A 14,464-nucleotide genomic window follows, 5' to 3' on the forward strand; every position below is an offset into this window, starting at 1 on the left:
GCGGGCCCCGGTGCGACCGTCGAAAGCCACGGCCGACGGAAGGTCAGTAGCGGCGGGTGATCAGCGCGCGCTTGACCTCCTGGATCGCCTTGGTGACCTCGATGCCGCGCGGGCAGGCGTCCGTGCAGTTGAAGGTCGTGCGGCAACGCCACACGCCGTCCTTGTCGTTGAGGATCTCCAGCCGCTGCTCCCCGGCCTCGTCACGCGAGTCGAAGATGAAGCGGTGCGCGTTGACGATCGCCGCCGGGCCAAAGTACTGGCCGTCGTTCCAGAACACCGGGCACGAGGAGGTGCACGCGGCGCACAGGATGCACTTGGTGGTGTCGTCGAAGCGCTCGCGGTCCTCGGCGGACTGCAGCCGCTCGCGCGTCGGCTCGTTGCCGGACGTCACCAGGAACGGCATCACGTCGCGGTACGCCTGGAAGAACGGCTCCATGTCCACGACCAGGTCCTTGAGGACCGTCAGCCCCTTTATGGGCTCGACCGTGATGGGCTTCTCCGGGTTGATGTCCTTGATCAGCGTCTTGCAGGCGAGCCTGTTCTTGCCGTTGATCCGCATCGCGTCGGAGCCGCAGATGCCGTGCGCGCAGGAGCGCCGGAAGGTCAGTGAGCCGTCCTGGTCCCACTTGATCTTGTGGAGCGCGTCGAGCACCCGCTCCTTCGGGTCGATCTCGACCTTGAAGTCCTCCCAGACCGCGTGCTCGCCCACTTCGGGGTTGAAGCGGCGGATCCGGAAGGTGGCCGTGATGTACGGGGAGGCGGTGCTGGTCGCCTCCGCCTTCTCCAGAGTCGGGGTAGCCATCAGTACTTACGCTCCATCGGCTGGTAGCGGGTCTGGACGACCGGCTTGTAGTCGAGACGGACGGTCTCGGCGCCGTCGTCGCCGACCTCGCGGTACGCCATGGTGTGGCGCATGAAGTTGACGTCGTCGCGGTTCGGGTAGTCCTCGCGGTAGTGGCCGCCGCGCGACTCCTTGCGGGCCAGAGCGGAGACGGCCATCACCTCGGCCAGGTCGAGCAGGTTGCCCAGCTCGACGGCCTCCAGCAGGTCCGTGTTGAACCGCTTGCCCTTGTCCTGGATGCCGACGTTCTTGTAGCGCTCGCGCAGCTCGCCGATCTTCTCGACCGCGGTCTTGATCGTCTGCTCGGTGCGGAACACCATGACGTTCGCGTCCATGGTCTCCTGCAGCTCGCGGCGGATGTCCGCGACCCGCTCGTTGCCGGTGGAGGTGCGCAGCCGCTCGACCTGCTCGGCGACGAGCGCCTCCGGGTCCTCCGGCAGCTCGACGAAGTCGCTCTTCGCCGCGTACTCGGCGGCGGCGATGCCCGCCCGGCGGCCGAAGACGTTGATGTCGAGCAGCGAGTTGGTGCCCAGGCGGTTGGCGCCGTGCACCGACACACAGGCGACCTCGCCGGCGGCGTACAGGCCCGGCACGACGGTGGTGTTGTCGGCCAGCACCTCGCCCTCGACGTTGGTCGGGATGCCGCCCATCGCGTAGTGCGCGGTCGGCTGGATCGGGATCGGGTCCGTGTACGGCTCGATGCCCAGGTAGGTGCGCGCGAACTCCGTGATGTCCGGGAGCTTGGCGTCCAGCTGCTCCGGCGGCAGATGGGTGAGGTCCAGGAAGACGTGGTCGCCCTCGGGGCCGCAGCCGCGGCCCTCGCGGATCTCCGTGTAGATGGAGCGGGAGACGACGTCGCGCGAGGCGAGGTCCTTCATGACGGGCGCGTACTTCTCCATGAAGCGCTCGCCGTCCTTGTTGCGCAGGATGCCGCCTTCGCCGCGGGCGCCCTCGGTGAGCAGGATGCCCATGCGCCAGATGCCCGTCGGGTGGAACTGGAAGAACTCCATGTCCTCCAGCGGCAGGCCGCGCCGGTAGCAGGCGGCCTGGCCGTCACCGGTCAGGGTGTGGGCGTTGGACGTCACCTTGAAGAACTTGCCGGTGCCGCCGGAGGCGTAGACGACCGCCTTGGCCTGGAAGATATGGAGCTCGCCGGTGGCCAGCTCGTACGCCACGACGCCGGCCGACTTCCTGACGCCGTCGACCTCGGTGATCAGCTGGTCCAGGACGTAGAACTCGTTGAAGAACTCCACGCCCTCCTTGACGCAGTTCTGGTACAGCGTCTGGAGGATCATATGGCCGGTGCGGTCCGCGGCGTAGCAGGACCGGCGCACCGGGGCCTCGCCGTGGTTGCGGCTGTGGCCGCCGAAGCGGCGCTGGTCGATGGTGCCGTTCGGGGTCCGGTTGAACGGCAGGCCCATCTTCTCCAGGTCGAGGACGGCGTCGATGGCCTCCTTCGCCAGGATCTCGGCGGCGTCCTGGTCGACCAGGTAGTCACCGCCCTTGACCGTGTCGAAGGTGTGCCACTCCCAGTTGTCCTCCTCCACATTGGCCAGCGCGGCGGCCATGCCGCCCTGCGCGGCGCCCGTGTGGGAGCGGGTGGGGTAGAGCTTGGTCAGCACGGCGGTGCGGCTGCGCTTCGTCGACTCGATCGCGGCGCGCATCCCGGCGCCGCCCGCGCCGACGATGACGGTGTCGTACTTGTGGATCTTCATGACGTGGATACCTCAGCCCCGTGCCTAGCGGATGTTCGGGTCGAAGGTGAAGATCACCAGCGTGCCCAGAAGGATGGTGAACACCGTGGCGGTGTACAGCAGGCCCTTGAGCCACAGGCGGGTGTTCGGCCGCTCCGCGTAGTCGTTGATGACCGTGCGGAGGCCGTTCGCGCCGTGCAGCATCGCCAGCCACAGCATCAGCAGGTCCCAGACCTGCCAGAACGGGGACGCCCAGCGGCCGGCCACAAAGGCGAAGCCGATCTTGCTCACGCCGCCGTCCAGCACCAGCTGGATCACCAGGTGGCCGATGACGAGGACCACCAGCACGATGCCGGACAGCCGCATGAACAGCCAGGCGGCCATCTCGAAGTTGCCGCGCGCGGAGCGCGGCGTCTTGGCGGTGCGCTTGCGCGGCGCCTCGATGACGGGCGCGGGGTTGCCCACGTCGTACAGGGTCACTTCAGGGGTGTCAGCAGACATGTGCGGCCTCAGCTCCCGAATACTTCACGTGCGGCGTGGCCGAGGACGGGGTACAGGGCGCCCGCCATCAGGACGAGCCAGATGCCCATCACGGTCCACAGCATCTGCTTCTGGTAGCGCGGGCCCTTGGACCAGAAGTCCACGGCGATGACTCGCAGGCCGTTCAGCGCGTGGAAGAGAATCGCGGCCACCAGGCCGTATTCGAGCAGTGCGACGATCGGCGTCTTGTACGTGGCGACGACCCGGTCGTAGGCCTCGGGGGAGACGCGGACGAGAGCGGTGTCGAGCACATGGACGAACAGGAAGAAGAAAATGAGGACGCCGGTGACTCGGTGAGCCACCCAGGACCACATTCCTTCCCGGCCGCGGTACAGCGTTCCAGCCGGCACGGATGAACCCTCCGGGAGCGGGATTGGGGCCTGCCGGCTTCGGATGTCGGTCGGGCCCGGCCGGGTACGGTCCACCGGCCCTGGCCATCGTAGCGACGACTTGTCGGTTCGCTCGCTCGGGGTCCGTAGGTGTGATCAAACAGGCAATCAAACTGCCACGGACGGGCTATCGGCGGGCGCGGTCGGCTCGGGGTGGGTCAGCTCGTACGCCAGCCGGCAGCGGGCGAGCCCGCGCAGCTCCTCGGCGGCCTCGGCGCGCTCCGTGTCCGGGTCGTTGGCCAGCCGCCGGCGGATGCCTGTGAGCAGCAGGTTCAGATGCTCGTCGGGGGCATGCCCGTCCAGGCAGATCACGAAGGCGTGGCCAAATCTGCTCTCGTACGCGGCGTGGGCGGCGGCCAGCGCGGTGTGGGCGGCGGGCGGCGCGCCCGGGTGCAGCCCGGCGGAGGACTCGCAGGCCAGGGCATCGGCCACGTCGGCGGGTGACAGGTCATAGCTCGCCTCGTCGGCGGCGGCGAGCAGGGCGTCCAGATCGGGGTAGGGCCGGTGCGCCGCCACGCGCCGCGCCCAGCGCAGACTTCCGCAGCAGTAGAGGAGCAACTCCTCGGTCTCCTCGGCGGCGGCGTTGAAAAGCCGCAGGCCGGCCTCTGCGCAGCGCCGGCCCGGTATGGTCGGCGGTCGCTTCGGGGGGCCTTCGTGGGCTTCGCTGTACAGCGGGGGCTCCTCGAAGAAAGGGAGGGGCGGCGGGTCGACAGAGAAGAGGGAGGCGGCGGGGGAGCGGTTCGCAACGTTATCCAGGCGTAACGCGAGCTGTCCGACGGATGCACGATTTTCACCCGGATGGGAGAGTTTCGTGTTGTGTCGTGGACGATGGAGGGGGGCTTCATCGGTTTGGCGGATTTGGGCAGGTTGTGGAGGTACGTCGAGTGATATGGCACTCGTGGCGGTCGCGGGACGCGCTGGGCGCGCGGGATGCGGGCCGTTCGCAGGTTGAGCGGTCCCCCGGCTCCTCGGGCACACGGGACGCCGAGGGCTCCCGGGCTCTGCCCGCTCCGCGGACGGCGCGGCACGCGCGGCGCGGGGCCCGTGCGGCGGGTGCGGCCGCCGCGGCGGTCACCGCCGGCGCGCTGGTGCTGACCGGCTGTTCCGGACAGGGCGCGGACGGCGACGGCGCGGCGGTCGGAGCCGCCGGCCGGGCCGACGACGACGGCAAGGCCCTCCCCGCGGCGCCGGACAGCCCCGCAGCCTCTCCGTCCCCTGCCGCCGACTCGTCCTCGTACCCCCTGTCCTCCGCCCCCGACGTCATACCCGCGGTGCGCGAGCACGAGCCCGCCCGCGGCCCCGGCTGGAGCCGGACCGCGGACAGCGCCGTCGTCGTCGCCCCGGGCAGTGAGGCGGCGCTCGGCGACGAGGCACGGCTGATAGCCGGCGAACTCAAGATCGCTTACCGGGGCGCCGCGGCCGCCGGGCCCGGCGATGTGCAGCTGGCGCTCGCCTCCGGCGCGGACAAGGGAGCGGGCCCGGAGTCGTACACCCTGGTGAGCCGCGACGGGAAGGTCACCGTCACCGGCCAGGACGAGGCCGGCGTCTTCTACGGCACCCGCACGCTGAAGCAGGCCGTGCGCAGCGGCGGCGTCATGCCGGAGGGCACCGTGCGGGACCGGCCCGACCGGCCGCAGCGCGGACTGATGGTCGACATCGCCCGCAAGCACTTCACCGCAGGCTGGATCGAGGACCGGCTGCGCGAGATGGCCGATCTCAAGCTCAACCAGCTCGGACTGCACTTCTCCGACGACCAGGGCTTCCGCATCGCCTCCGACTCCCACCCGGAGGTCGTCTCCGCACAGCATCTGACCAAGGACGAGGTCCGCCGCATCCTGGCGCTGGCCGAATCCCTGCACATAACCGTCATCCCGGAGATCGACTCCCCCGGCCACCTGGGCGCCGTACTCAGGGCGCATCCCTCGCTCCAACTGCGCAGCGCGGCCGGCACGCCGCGGCAGGGGGCGATCGACATCTCGAAGCCGGAGTCGGCGCGGATCGTGGACGACCTGCTGCGCGAGTACGCGGAGTTGTTCCCGGGCAGGTACTTCCACATCGGCGCGGACGAGTACCAGGCGCTGACGGTCGGCAACCCCCAGGCGTCCTACCCGCAGCTCGCTCAGGCCGCCCAGCAGCGGTACGGCTCCGGCGCGAAGGTGAAGGACCTGGCGACCGGCTGGCTGAACGACCGCGCCGCCGTCGTCCGCGAGGCCGGCAAGCAGCCCAAGGCGTGGAACGACGGCTTCTTCCGCAATGGCGCGGTCACCGGCGACAAGGGCGTCGAGGTCGAGTACTGGACGGGCAAGGAGTACGGCGCGCGCCAGCCGGTGGAGTACCTCCGCGAGGGCCGCAAGGTGGTCAACGTCAACGACGAGTACCTCTACTACGTGCTGGGCGAGCCCAACGACTTCACCTATCCGACCGGCAAGCGGATCTACGAGGAGTGGAACCCGCTGGTCCTGCGCGGCTCGGAGGCGGTGCCGAAGGAGTACTCGGACCAGATACTGGGCGGCCGGTTCGCGATCTGGTGCGATCTGTCGAACTCCCAGACCCAGGACCAGATCGCCCGCGCCATCGGGCTGCCCCTGGCGGCCACGGCCCAGAAGGTCTGGGATCCCCGCACCCCGGAGCGGGACTGGAACGAATTCCGCGCACTCGCGCAGAAGCTGGCGGGGTAGCGGCTGAGCTGCGGATTCGTTATCAGAACTGGATGGACGATCACTGTCGTGTCCACGTAGAGTCCGCGGGTCTTCACCAAATCTCCACCTGGGGGTCTGTCCGGCATGCCCTGCCCCGAATGCCAGTCGAATACAGCCAGTGCCGCCAGTGCGACTGATGCGGCGACGAAGGAGGGCGGACGCTGCGCCGCATGCGCGCCCGCCGCTCCCGTATCGCCGCCGCAGCCGCCCGCGCCGACGTGGGCGGGGCTGCGCTCGCCGATCGGGCTGTCGCGTGCGGCGGCAGCGCTGCTGTGGGCCGTCATCGCCGCGGACGTCTGCGCGCTGCTGGCCTCCGTCAATCTGCGGCGGCTGGCCGTCGCCATGACGGACGGAGAAGCCTCCGCCATCAGTGAACAGGAAGCCGAGCTGGCGGATCTGATGATGGTGGGCACTTCCCTCTTCCAGGTGCTGGCCACCCTGGCGGCCACGGTGCTGTTCATCATCTGGTTCTTCCGCGTGCGCAAGAACGCGGGCGTCTTCGCGCCCGGCCTGATGACCCGGGGCCCGGGCTGGGCGATCGGCGCGTGGTTCATCCCCATCGCCAATCTCTGGCTGCCACGCGGAATCGCCGTCGAGACTTGGAGGGCGAGCCGGCCCGACGCCCATGCCCCCGATCACTCTCAGCCGCACACGTCGCTGAACCTCTGGTGGACGGCGTGGGTCGTCACGCTTGTCTTCGGGCGGTACGCAAGCCGCATCTACGACCGGGCCGAGACCGCGGAGGAGATCCGGCACGCGGCGGGGCTGGCCGCGGTGAGCTGTCTGCTCGACATCGTCGCCGCCGTGCTCGCCGTCCTCTTCGTCCGCAGGCTCACCGCCATGCAGCACGCCAAGGCGCTCCGCGGCCCCCGCTCGGCGAATGATCCGGCCATGGTGTGAGCCCGCCGGGGGAGTGTGGGCTCACCCCGGCTCTGCTGCCGTGCGCCTCAACCGGGCGCTGAGCGGACCGAGTTCGCGCGAGCAGCATGTAACAGAAGTGTGGCGAAAGTATGTGCGTGTGACGTAATCAAGCCACTTGGCGCAGTAAGGCCCAGGAAGAGGAACAACCGCGTCCGCGATGGAAGGCGTCCCCATGGCCTCGAAGAGCCTGACGGAACTGATCGCACAGGCGGATGAGCGAGGGTTGGCGGCAAGCGGGCTCGCCTGCCTCGACCGCTGTCTGCCGCTGCTCGCGCTCGACGACGAGGGCGGTGAGCCGCTGCGTCCGCTGTGGGCGGGTGTCGCGGAAGGCGAGGAGACGTGGGACGCACGCCTCGCCGAGGTCCGTGCGGCGCTTGACGGCGTCGACGCTCGGGACGACGAGGCGGTGAGCGTACGGCGGATGCTGGGCGCCGCGCCCGCCGCCTGGGCGGCCGAGCCGCTGCGGGAGTGGGCCGACGGCTGTTCGGCCGACGCGCTCCGGATCCACCGCGGACTCGACGGCGTCGACCCGGCCGCGGACGCCGACTGGCTCGCCGGCTGCCGCACCTCGGCGGAGGGAGCCGGGGCGGACGGTCTCGGCCCGCTCGTTCTGGGCGAACTCCGCCGACAGCAGCAGATTCTGGAGACTCTGGAGCGCACCCCGGGCACAGGCGCCCTGCGCCGGGTCCTGGACCTGTCCGCCGAAGGACGCCGCGTCCTCACCGCCGCGGCGTCCCGCAGGGCCCGCGTCCGGGACTGAGGCGCCCCCCGTGGGTCGGTGCACCACACCTGTGCGTTCCGCTTCAACACGGTCGAGTCCGCGGCCGTGCCCGGCACGCGAGTCTGCGGCCGTGCCCGGCACGGCCGACTCCATCCCGCCTGCAAGGGTGTCTGACGCCGCCGCCCGGCGTGGGCGTCCGAAGCGCCGGCGCGTATCCTGCCGACGCCCGAGAGGGAGGCGAAGGACGACCGGGGCCGCCACCCCCCACAGGAGAGGCCCCGGCCGTCTTTCGGCGGGGCCGCAGTGCCGCCCCGCATCTCTCTCAGCGCCGGGAGTGCGTTTTGTGTCACACCCGGGCTCAGGTCAGCCGGTTGTTGCGATTTGTACAAGGCATGGACGTGACCGCCAGACAGGACGTAGCGTGCTGAACCGCGCAGACGGCGCAGCAGCGCGGCAGTGGTGACCAGCTGTAGGTTTCAGGACAGGTAGAGGTAGTGCTGGGGGACGACGCGGAGCTGACCGCCGCTGTGCTCGCCGCACAGGACGGCGACGAGACTGCCTTCCGTACGGTGTACCGGGCCGTGCATCCGCGGCTGCTGGGGTACGTCCGCACACTGGTCGGCGAGGCCGACGCGGAGGACGTGGCGTCCGAGGCGTGGCTGCAGATCGCCCGTGACCTCGACCGCTTCAGCGGTGACGCCGACCGCTTCCGCGGCTGGGCGGCCCGCATCGCCCGCAACCGCGCCCTCGACCACATCCGGATGCGCGGACGGCGGCCCGCGGTCGGCGGTGACGAGGCCGAGCTGACCGGCAAGCCCGCCGAGTCGGACACCGCGGACGAGGCCATGGAGGCGCTCGCCACCGGCAGCACCCTGGCACTGATCGCCCAGCTGCCGCAGGACCAGGCGGAGGCCGTCGTCCTCCGTGTCGTGGTCGGCCTCGATGCGAAGAGCGCCGCCCAGACGCTGGGCAAGCGGCCCGGGGCCGTGCGCACCGCGGCGCACCGCGGCCTCAAACGGCTCGCCGAACTGATCGGCGCCGACCAGGTAAGCACGGGCGCGGGCTCCGCCCACCACCACGGCGCGGATCTCGACGCCGTACCGCCGCAGCGCGTGCCCCGACCGGGCGCGGCGGCACCCGCCGGTGTGACGCAATCACGCCTGCGGACGCAGAGGGACATGTGATGGCCGACGAGCGGTACGAGTGGCTTGACAAGAGCGCGGCGGAGCGCCTGCTGCGCGGCGAACCGGTCGAGGCCCCCGATGAACACGCCCGTGACCAGGCTGCCCGTCTGACAACGTTGCTGCACGGCATCGCCCGCTGCGACCTGCATGAAGACGATGACGAACTGCCGGGTGAGGCGGCCGCGCTGGCGGCTTTCCGCAAGGCGCGGGCCGAGGCCGCGGACCCCTCCGCGCAACTCTCGCCCGCCTCGCCCGCGTCGGACGCCTCCGGTGTCCCGGGCCGCTTCGGCCGGGGCAGCCTCGATGCCGTACGGATGGGGCGCGGTGCGCGGGGGGCCCGGTCGTCCAGGACGCCGTCCTCCGGGGCGGACCGGCCCCGGCACGGTTCCGTCTTCCGGCGCCCGGTGCGCCTTGCCGTGGCCGCGGCCGTCGCCGGCTGTGCGCTGGGCGGGGTGGCCGTGGCGGCCGGCGCCGGCGTGCTGCCCACCCCCTTCCGCAGCGGCGACCCCATGCCCCCGGCCGTTTCCTCGCCGACCTCCGGACCGCAGCCGCTGGGCACCCAGCCGCCGTCGTCGCCCGGCGGCACGGACGGACCGACCCCGAACCCCCTGCTGCCCACCGCTCCGCCGGGGCTGCCGGCCGCGACCTCGGGCACGGGCCGCAGCCCGGACGCAGAGGACGGCGGCACGGACGGGGGCACGGACGGGGGCGGCGAGCCGGAGCCCGGAGGGACCGCCGCTCCCGGCTCGCCGGAGCAGCGGAAGGACGGCGAAGGCATGAGCGAGTGGCGTCGGAAGTCCCTCGCGGCCTGCAAGGACTTCCGCCAGGGCACACTCGCCCCCGAGGCCCGGCGGCGGCTGGAGGCCGATGCCAGGGGGCCGGAGCGGGTGAAGCGGTTCTGCGACCGGCTGCTGAACGGCGACGGCGGAGGCGAAAGCAACGCCGACGCCGACGCCGACGGCAACGGCAACGGCGACGCCGACAGCGACCGGGACGGCGACGGCAACGGCCGTCAGAGCGACGGCGGACGGCAGGACGGGAAGGGCGATGCGAGCGGCGCCTCGTTCACCACGTGGGGTGTGGCCCCGGCGGACGGGGACACCTCGCGCATCCAGCGGGCAGCCGAACTGCAGACCACTGCGAACCCCCTCTGACCTGCACTTTCAAAAAAGTCCGCTGATGGTGTGACGTTTTTTGGCCCCCTGGCGCAGTTAAGAGTGAGCCGACTGGTCATCGGCGGCGCATGAGCCGGGGTTCCCCCCGTACCTACGGCTCAGCGCACTGGCGCGGGCGGGACACGTTCCCCCGGTCCCGCCCGCGCCCCTTTCCCAGCCGTCGCAGCTGTCGCCGCGCTCGGCCGCTCACCATCACCAGTAGATGACGACCTTGTCGCCGTTGCGCACCTGGTCGAAGAGCGCGGCGATCTTCCCCTTGTCCCGGACGTTGACACAGCCGTGGGACGCGCCGTTGTAGCCGCGGGCAGCGAAGTCCGCCGAGTAGTGCACGGCCTGGCCGCCGCTGAAGAACATCGCGTACGGCATGGGGGTGTCGTAGAGCGTCGACACATGGTCGCGGGACTTCCAGTACACATCGAACACGCCCTCTCGGGTCGGGGTGTACTGGGAGCCGAAGCGGACGTCCATCGTCGACAGCACCCTGCCGTCGTTCATCCAGGAGAGCGTGCGGGTGGTCTTGCTGATGCACAGCACCCGCCCCTTCATACAGCGCGGGTCCGGCTTCCCGGCCGGCTTGCGCACCGCCTTGCCGAGCAGTTCGTCCCGCGTGGGCTTCGTCGTCATCCCCAGCAGCCGCTGCCAGGTCACGGCGTCGGTCGCGCCGGTGGCCGGAAGGCCGCGCTTGGTCTGGAAGCCCTTGACGGCCGTGGCCGTCACCGGTCCGTAGAAGCCCGTCGGCGCGTCGTCGAACCAGCCGATCTGCGCCAGCCGCGCCTGGAGCTCCCGCACCCGGTCCCCTTTGGCGCCCTGCCGCATCAGGATCTCCGGCGCGGGCGAGGCGCTCGACTTCTCCGGGACGGGGCTCTCGGACGGGCTCGTGGACGGGCTCTTGCCGGGCTCCCCCGAAGGCGAAGGCGAAGCCGAGGGCGATCGAGTCGCGGAGGCGGAGGGCGAGGACGGGGTCGTCTCCGGCTCTGCGGCGACGGGGCCCGTGGACAACCCGCCGGGTGAGACGTCCCCCGGCTTCCCGGCCCCCGCCCCCCGGTCCACCGCCTGAGCCGTACAGCCCGCGGTCACCGCGAGCGCGACGGCAGCGGCGGCCGCTCCCCGAATGGATCTTGTGCATATGGCGGATGATGAACGAAGCATGGCTTCCCCCCAGAGTCTCCTGTGCTTCAAGAGACCGTTTCCCGGTCTGCCCGGTTGCGCAATCCCGCGCATGATGAAGACAAGGCGCACTCGGACGTCGGACCGCGAGCGGGAGGCGTGAACATGGCCATCGAGTCCGAATCGGGACTGCCCATCGAACCGGTGTACGGCCCCGGGGCGCTGCGGGACTGGGACCCGGCGCGGCAGTTGGGCGAGCCCGGCGCGTACCCCTTCACCCGTGGCGTCTATCCGACCATGTACACCGGGCGGCCGTGGACCATGCGCCAGTACGCGGGCTTCGGCACCGCCGCCGAGTCCAACGCCCGCTACCGGGATCTGATCGCCCACGGCACCGCGGGACTGTCCGTCGCCTTCGACCTGCCCACCCAGATGGGCCATGACTCGGATGCGCCGATCGCGCACGGCGAGGTGGGCAAGGTCGGCGTGGCCGTCGACTCGGTCGAGGACATGCGGGTGCTCTTCGACGGCATCCCGCTGGACCGGGTCTCCACCTCGATGACCATCAACGCCCCGGCCGCGGTGCTGCTCCTGCTGTACCAGCTGGTGGCGGAGGAACAGGGCGTGCCGGCGGGCAGGCTGACGGGCACCGTCCAGAACGACGTGCTCAAGGAGTACATCGCCCGCGGCACCTACATCTTCCCGCCCAAGCCGTCCCTGCGGCTGGTCGCCGACACCTTCCGCTACTGCCGGGCCGAGCTCCCCCGCTGGAACACCATCTCGATCTCCGGCTACCACATGGCCGAGGCCGGGGCGTCGCCCGCGCAGGAGATCGCGTTCACGCTCGCGGACGGCGTCGAGTACGTCCGCACCGCCCTCGCCGCGTGCATGGACGTCGACGACTTCGCGCCCCGGCTCTCCTTCTTCTTCGTGGCGCGCACCACGCTGCTGGAAGAGGTCGCCAAGTTCCGCGCGGCACGGCGCATCTGGGCCCGGCTGATGCGCCAGGAGTTCGGGGCGCGCGACCCCAAGTCGCTGATGCTGCGCTTCCACACCCAGACCGCCGGGGTGCAGCTGACCGCACAGCAGCCCGAGGTGAACCTGGTCCGGGTGGCGGTCCAGGCCCTCGCCGCGGTGCTCGGCGGCACCCAGTCCCTGCACACCAACTCCTTCGACGAGGCCATCGCCCTGCCGACGGACAAGTCCGCCCGTCTCGCCCTGCGCACCCAGCAGGTCCTGGCGCACGAGACGGATGTGACCGCGACCGTGGACCCCTTCGCCGGTTCGTACGCGGTCGAGAGCCTGACGGACGACCTGGAGCGGGCGGCGCTGGAGCTGATGGAGAAGGTCGAGGAGCTGGGCGGCGCGGTAGCCGCGATCGAGCACGGCTTCCAGAAGGGCGAGATCGAGCGGAACGCCTACCGCATCGCCCAGGAGACGGACGGCGGCCGGCGCGTCGTCGTGGGCGTCAACCGCTTCGCCCTCGCCGAGGAGGAGCCGTACGAACCCCTGCGTGTGGACCCCGAGATCGAGGCCCAGCAGTCCGCCCGCCTTGCGCGCCTCCGCGCCGCCCGCGACCAGGAGGCCGTCGACGCGGCCCTCGCGGCCCTGCGCACGGCGGCCCGCGGCGACGCCAACGTCCTCTACCCGATGAAGCAGGCCCTGGCCGCGCGCGCCACGGTGGGGGAGGTGTGCGGCGCGCTGCGGGAGGTGTGGGGCGCGTATGAGCCGAGCGAGGTGTTCTAACGGTCGCCCGGCCGCCTTCAGATCCGCATGACACGGGTCAGAAAGGCGTCCAGCCCTGCGGGGTCGTCGCCCGCCCAGCCGATGTAGCCGTCCGGGCGGACGAGGAAGAGGCCTTCTCCGTACGCCTGCGACTCCGGCACCCGGTGGGCGTGGACGCTCCCCGGCAGGTCCGGCCCGGGCGGGATGGCCCTGCCTGCCGCCAGCAGGGTGAAGTGCGGGCCGCGGAAGAGGTCGAAGAGGCGGCGGCCGCCGGGCGCGCGGCCGTCCGGGGCGCGATCGCCCGCCCGCAGCGCGCCCGCCGCGCCCGAGGCCAGCGGACCGCCGCGGTAGCCGAGGCCGAGCTGCCGGGTGGCCCGGCCGCGGCGCTGCTCCCCGCGGTGGACGCGTGTGGACAGGTCCAGCATCTGCGCGGCGACGGGCCGCCGTTCCTGTTCATAGGTGTCCAGCAGGGCTTTTGGTGCGCCGTGCCGCAGTACCTGGCCCAGCTTCCAGCCCAGGTTGTACGCGTCCTGGACGCTGGTGTTGAGGCCCTGCCCGCCCGCCGGGGAGTGGATGTGCGCGGCGTCCCCCGCGAGGAAGACCCGGCCGTCGCGGAACCGGTCCGCCAGTGCCGCGCGCGGCCGGAAGTCCGAGGCCCAGCGCACCTCGGCGAGTTGGTTCGGCGAGAGGTGCGTGCGGGCCGCGAGCACGGCGCGCACCCCGTTCGGCGAGGTGTCCGGGGCGTCCTGTGCGGTGTCGTACCGGGCGACGAGCTGGAACTCGTCCGTGCCGGGCAGCGGGCACAGCGCGAGCGACGGGAACAGATGCCAGTGGTCGCGTCCCAGCGAGGGGATGCGGACGTCCGCGACGAGCATCGGCTCGGGGGCGACGCTCTCGCCGGTCATCCCGACGCCGAGCAGCCCGCGGACGGTCGAGCGTCCGCCGTCCGCGGCGACCGCGTACCGCGCCGTCGCCGTGCGTCCGTCGGACAGCTCGGCCCGTATCCCGTCCGCGTCCTGGGCGAGGCCGGTCAGCGCGGCGCCGAAGACGACGCGGCCGCCGAGCTGTTCCAGCCGGGCGTGGAGTATCTCCTGGGTGCGCCACTGCGGCAGCAGCCACGGTCCGGCGTAGGGCTCCGCCTCCGAGGGCGGCGCGGACGCGTCGAAGATGGCGTGCTCGTGGTGCGGCCGCCCGTCCCGCCAGACCATGCCGGTGGGGGCGGGGCCGCCGTGCTCCCGTACGGCGTCGATGATCCCGAGGTCGTCGAAGACCTCCATCGTCCGCGGCTGGACGCCCTTGCCCCGGGAGCCGGGGAAGAGCCCGTCCGCCTGCTCGACGACCGTCGTGGGCACACCGCGGCGCGCAAGGTCGCAGGCGAGGGCGAGCCCGGTGGGCCCGGCGCCGACGATGAGCACACCCGCTTCCTTAACGTTGTTAAGTTCCATGTTCCCGAGGGTGTGCTTAACGC

The 14,464-nt window shown here is 71.5% G+C and carries 13 protein-coding genes; 6 read left to right on the plus strand and 7 right to left on the minus strand.

Going from position 1 to position 14,464, the window contains the following annotated elements; genetic code table 11:
* Nucleotides 1-43: 43 nt before the first annotated feature.
* The 5 genes from QCN29_RS24235 to QCN29_RS24255 all read right to left on the minus strand — a co-directional run bounded on the left by QCN29_RS24235 (nucleotide 44) and on the right by QCN29_RS24255 (nucleotide 4,022).
* Nucleotides 44-802 (minus strand): succinate dehydrogenase iron-sulfur subunit, encoded by a 759-nt coding sequence (locus tag QCN29_RS24235; RefSeq protein ID WP_240138723.1) that lies wholly within the window; start codon nucleotides 800-802, stop codon nucleotides 44-46.
* Nucleotides 802-2,556 carry a succinate dehydrogenase flavoprotein subunit gene (sdhA, locus tag QCN29_RS24240; RefSeq protein ID WP_279930760.1) on the minus strand — a complete coding sequence of 585 codons (1,755 nt, stop codon included), beginning with the start codon at nucleotides 2,554-2,556 and terminating at the stop codon, nucleotides 802-804. Before sdhA ends, QCN29_RS24235 begins: the two co-directional genes overlap by 1 nt.
* A gap of 24 nt (nucleotides 2,557-2,580) precedes the next feature.
* Nucleotides 2,581-3,036 (minus strand): succinate dehydrogenase hydrophobic membrane anchor subunit, encoded by a 456-nt coding sequence (locus QCN29_RS24245; protein WP_279930761.1) that lies wholly within the window; start codon nucleotides 3,034-3,036, stop codon nucleotides 2,581-2,583.
* Between the two features lie 8 nt (nucleotides 3,037-3,044).
* The gene (gene sdhC / locus QCN29_RS24250) at nucleotides 3,045-3,425 is read right to left on the minus strand and encodes a succinate dehydrogenase, cytochrome b556 subunit (RefSeq protein ID WP_267243032.1); all 381 of its coding nucleotides are present in this window, start codon (nucleotides 3,423-3,425) and stop codon (nucleotides 3,045-3,047) included.
* A 147-nt stretch (nucleotides 3,426-3,572) separates the two neighbouring features.
* Nucleotides 3,573-4,022: a 2-oxo-4-hydroxy-4-carboxy-5-ureidoimidazoline decarboxylase gene (locus QCN29_RS24255; protein WP_398859839.1), complete on the minus strand. Its 450-nt coding sequence runs from the start codon at nucleotides 4,020-4,022 to the stop codon at nucleotides 3,573-3,575.
* 443 nt (nucleotides 4,023-4,465) lie between these two features.
* On the opposite strand from QCN29_RS24255, the gene QCN29_RS24260 reads away from it, so the two are divergent.
* The 5 genes from QCN29_RS24260 (at nucleotide 4,466) to QCN29_RS24280 (ending at nucleotide 10,143) form a co-directional block, all read left to right on the plus strand.
* Entirely contained in the window at nucleotides 4,466-6,142 is a 1,677-nt protein-coding gene (locus tag QCN29_RS24260) for a family 20 glycosylhydrolase (RefSeq protein WP_398859851.1), read from the plus strand.
* Between the two features lie 105 nt (nucleotides 6,143-6,247).
* Nucleotides 6,248-7,063, plus strand: coding sequence for a DUF4328 domain-containing protein (locus QCN29_RS24265; RefSeq protein ID WP_279930765.1), 816 nt, complete (start codon nucleotides 6,248-6,250; stop codon nucleotides 7,061-7,063).
* A 193-nt stretch (nucleotides 7,064-7,256) separates the two neighbouring features.
* The gene (locus QCN29_RS24270; protein ID WP_279930766.1) at nucleotides 7,257-7,844 is read left to right on the plus strand and encodes a hypothetical protein; all 588 of its coding nucleotides are present in this window, start codon (nucleotides 7,257-7,259) and stop codon (nucleotides 7,842-7,844) included.
* Nucleotides 7,845-8,299: 455 nt separating this feature from the next.
* Nucleotides 8,300-8,989: an RNA polymerase sigma factor gene (locus QCN29_RS24275; protein WP_240138717.1), complete on the plus strand. Its 690-nt coding sequence runs from the start codon at nucleotides 8,300-8,302 to the stop codon at nucleotides 8,987-8,989.
* Nucleotides 8,989-10,143, plus strand: coding sequence for a hypothetical protein (locus QCN29_RS24280; RefSeq protein ID WP_279930768.1), 1,155 nt, complete (start codon nucleotides 8,989-8,991; stop codon nucleotides 10,141-10,143). Before QCN29_RS24275 ends, QCN29_RS24280 begins: the two co-directional genes overlap by 1 nt.
* Nucleotides 10,144-10,356: 213 nt before the next feature.
* On the opposite strand, the gene QCN29_RS24285 is transcribed toward QCN29_RS24280, so the two are convergent.
* Nucleotides 10,357-11,313 (minus strand): L,D-transpeptidase family protein, encoded by a 957-nt coding sequence (locus QCN29_RS24285; RefSeq protein ID WP_279930769.1) that lies wholly within the window; start codon nucleotides 11,311-11,313, stop codon nucleotides 10,357-10,359.
* A gap of 123 nt (nucleotides 11,314-11,436) precedes the next feature.
* Here QCN29_RS24285 and QCN29_RS24290 point away from each other — a divergent pair, with 123 nt between their 5' ends.
* On the plus strand, nucleotides 11,437-13,017 hold the full coding sequence (locus QCN29_RS24290) for an acyl-CoA mutase large subunit family protein (protein WP_279930770.1): 1,581 nt from the start codon (nucleotides 11,437-11,439) through the stop codon (nucleotides 13,015-13,017).
* A 17-nt stretch (nucleotides 13,018-13,034) separates the two neighbouring features.
* Here the strand turns inward: QCN29_RS24290 and QCN29_RS24295 are convergent, their stop codons facing one another.
* Nucleotides 13,035-14,441 carry an FAD-dependent monooxygenase gene (locus tag QCN29_RS24295; protein ID WP_279930771.1) on the minus strand — a complete coding sequence of 469 codons (1,407 nt, stop codon included), beginning with the start codon at nucleotides 14,439-14,441 and terminating at the stop codon, nucleotides 13,035-13,037.
* Between the last annotated feature and the right edge of the window lie 23 nt (nucleotides 14,442-14,464).

Origin of the sequence: Streptomyces chengmaiensis (assembly GCF_029846775.1) — a bacterium.
GTDB lineage: Bacteria > Actinomycetota > Actinomycetes > Streptomycetales > Streptomycetaceae > Streptomyces > Streptomyces chengmaiensis.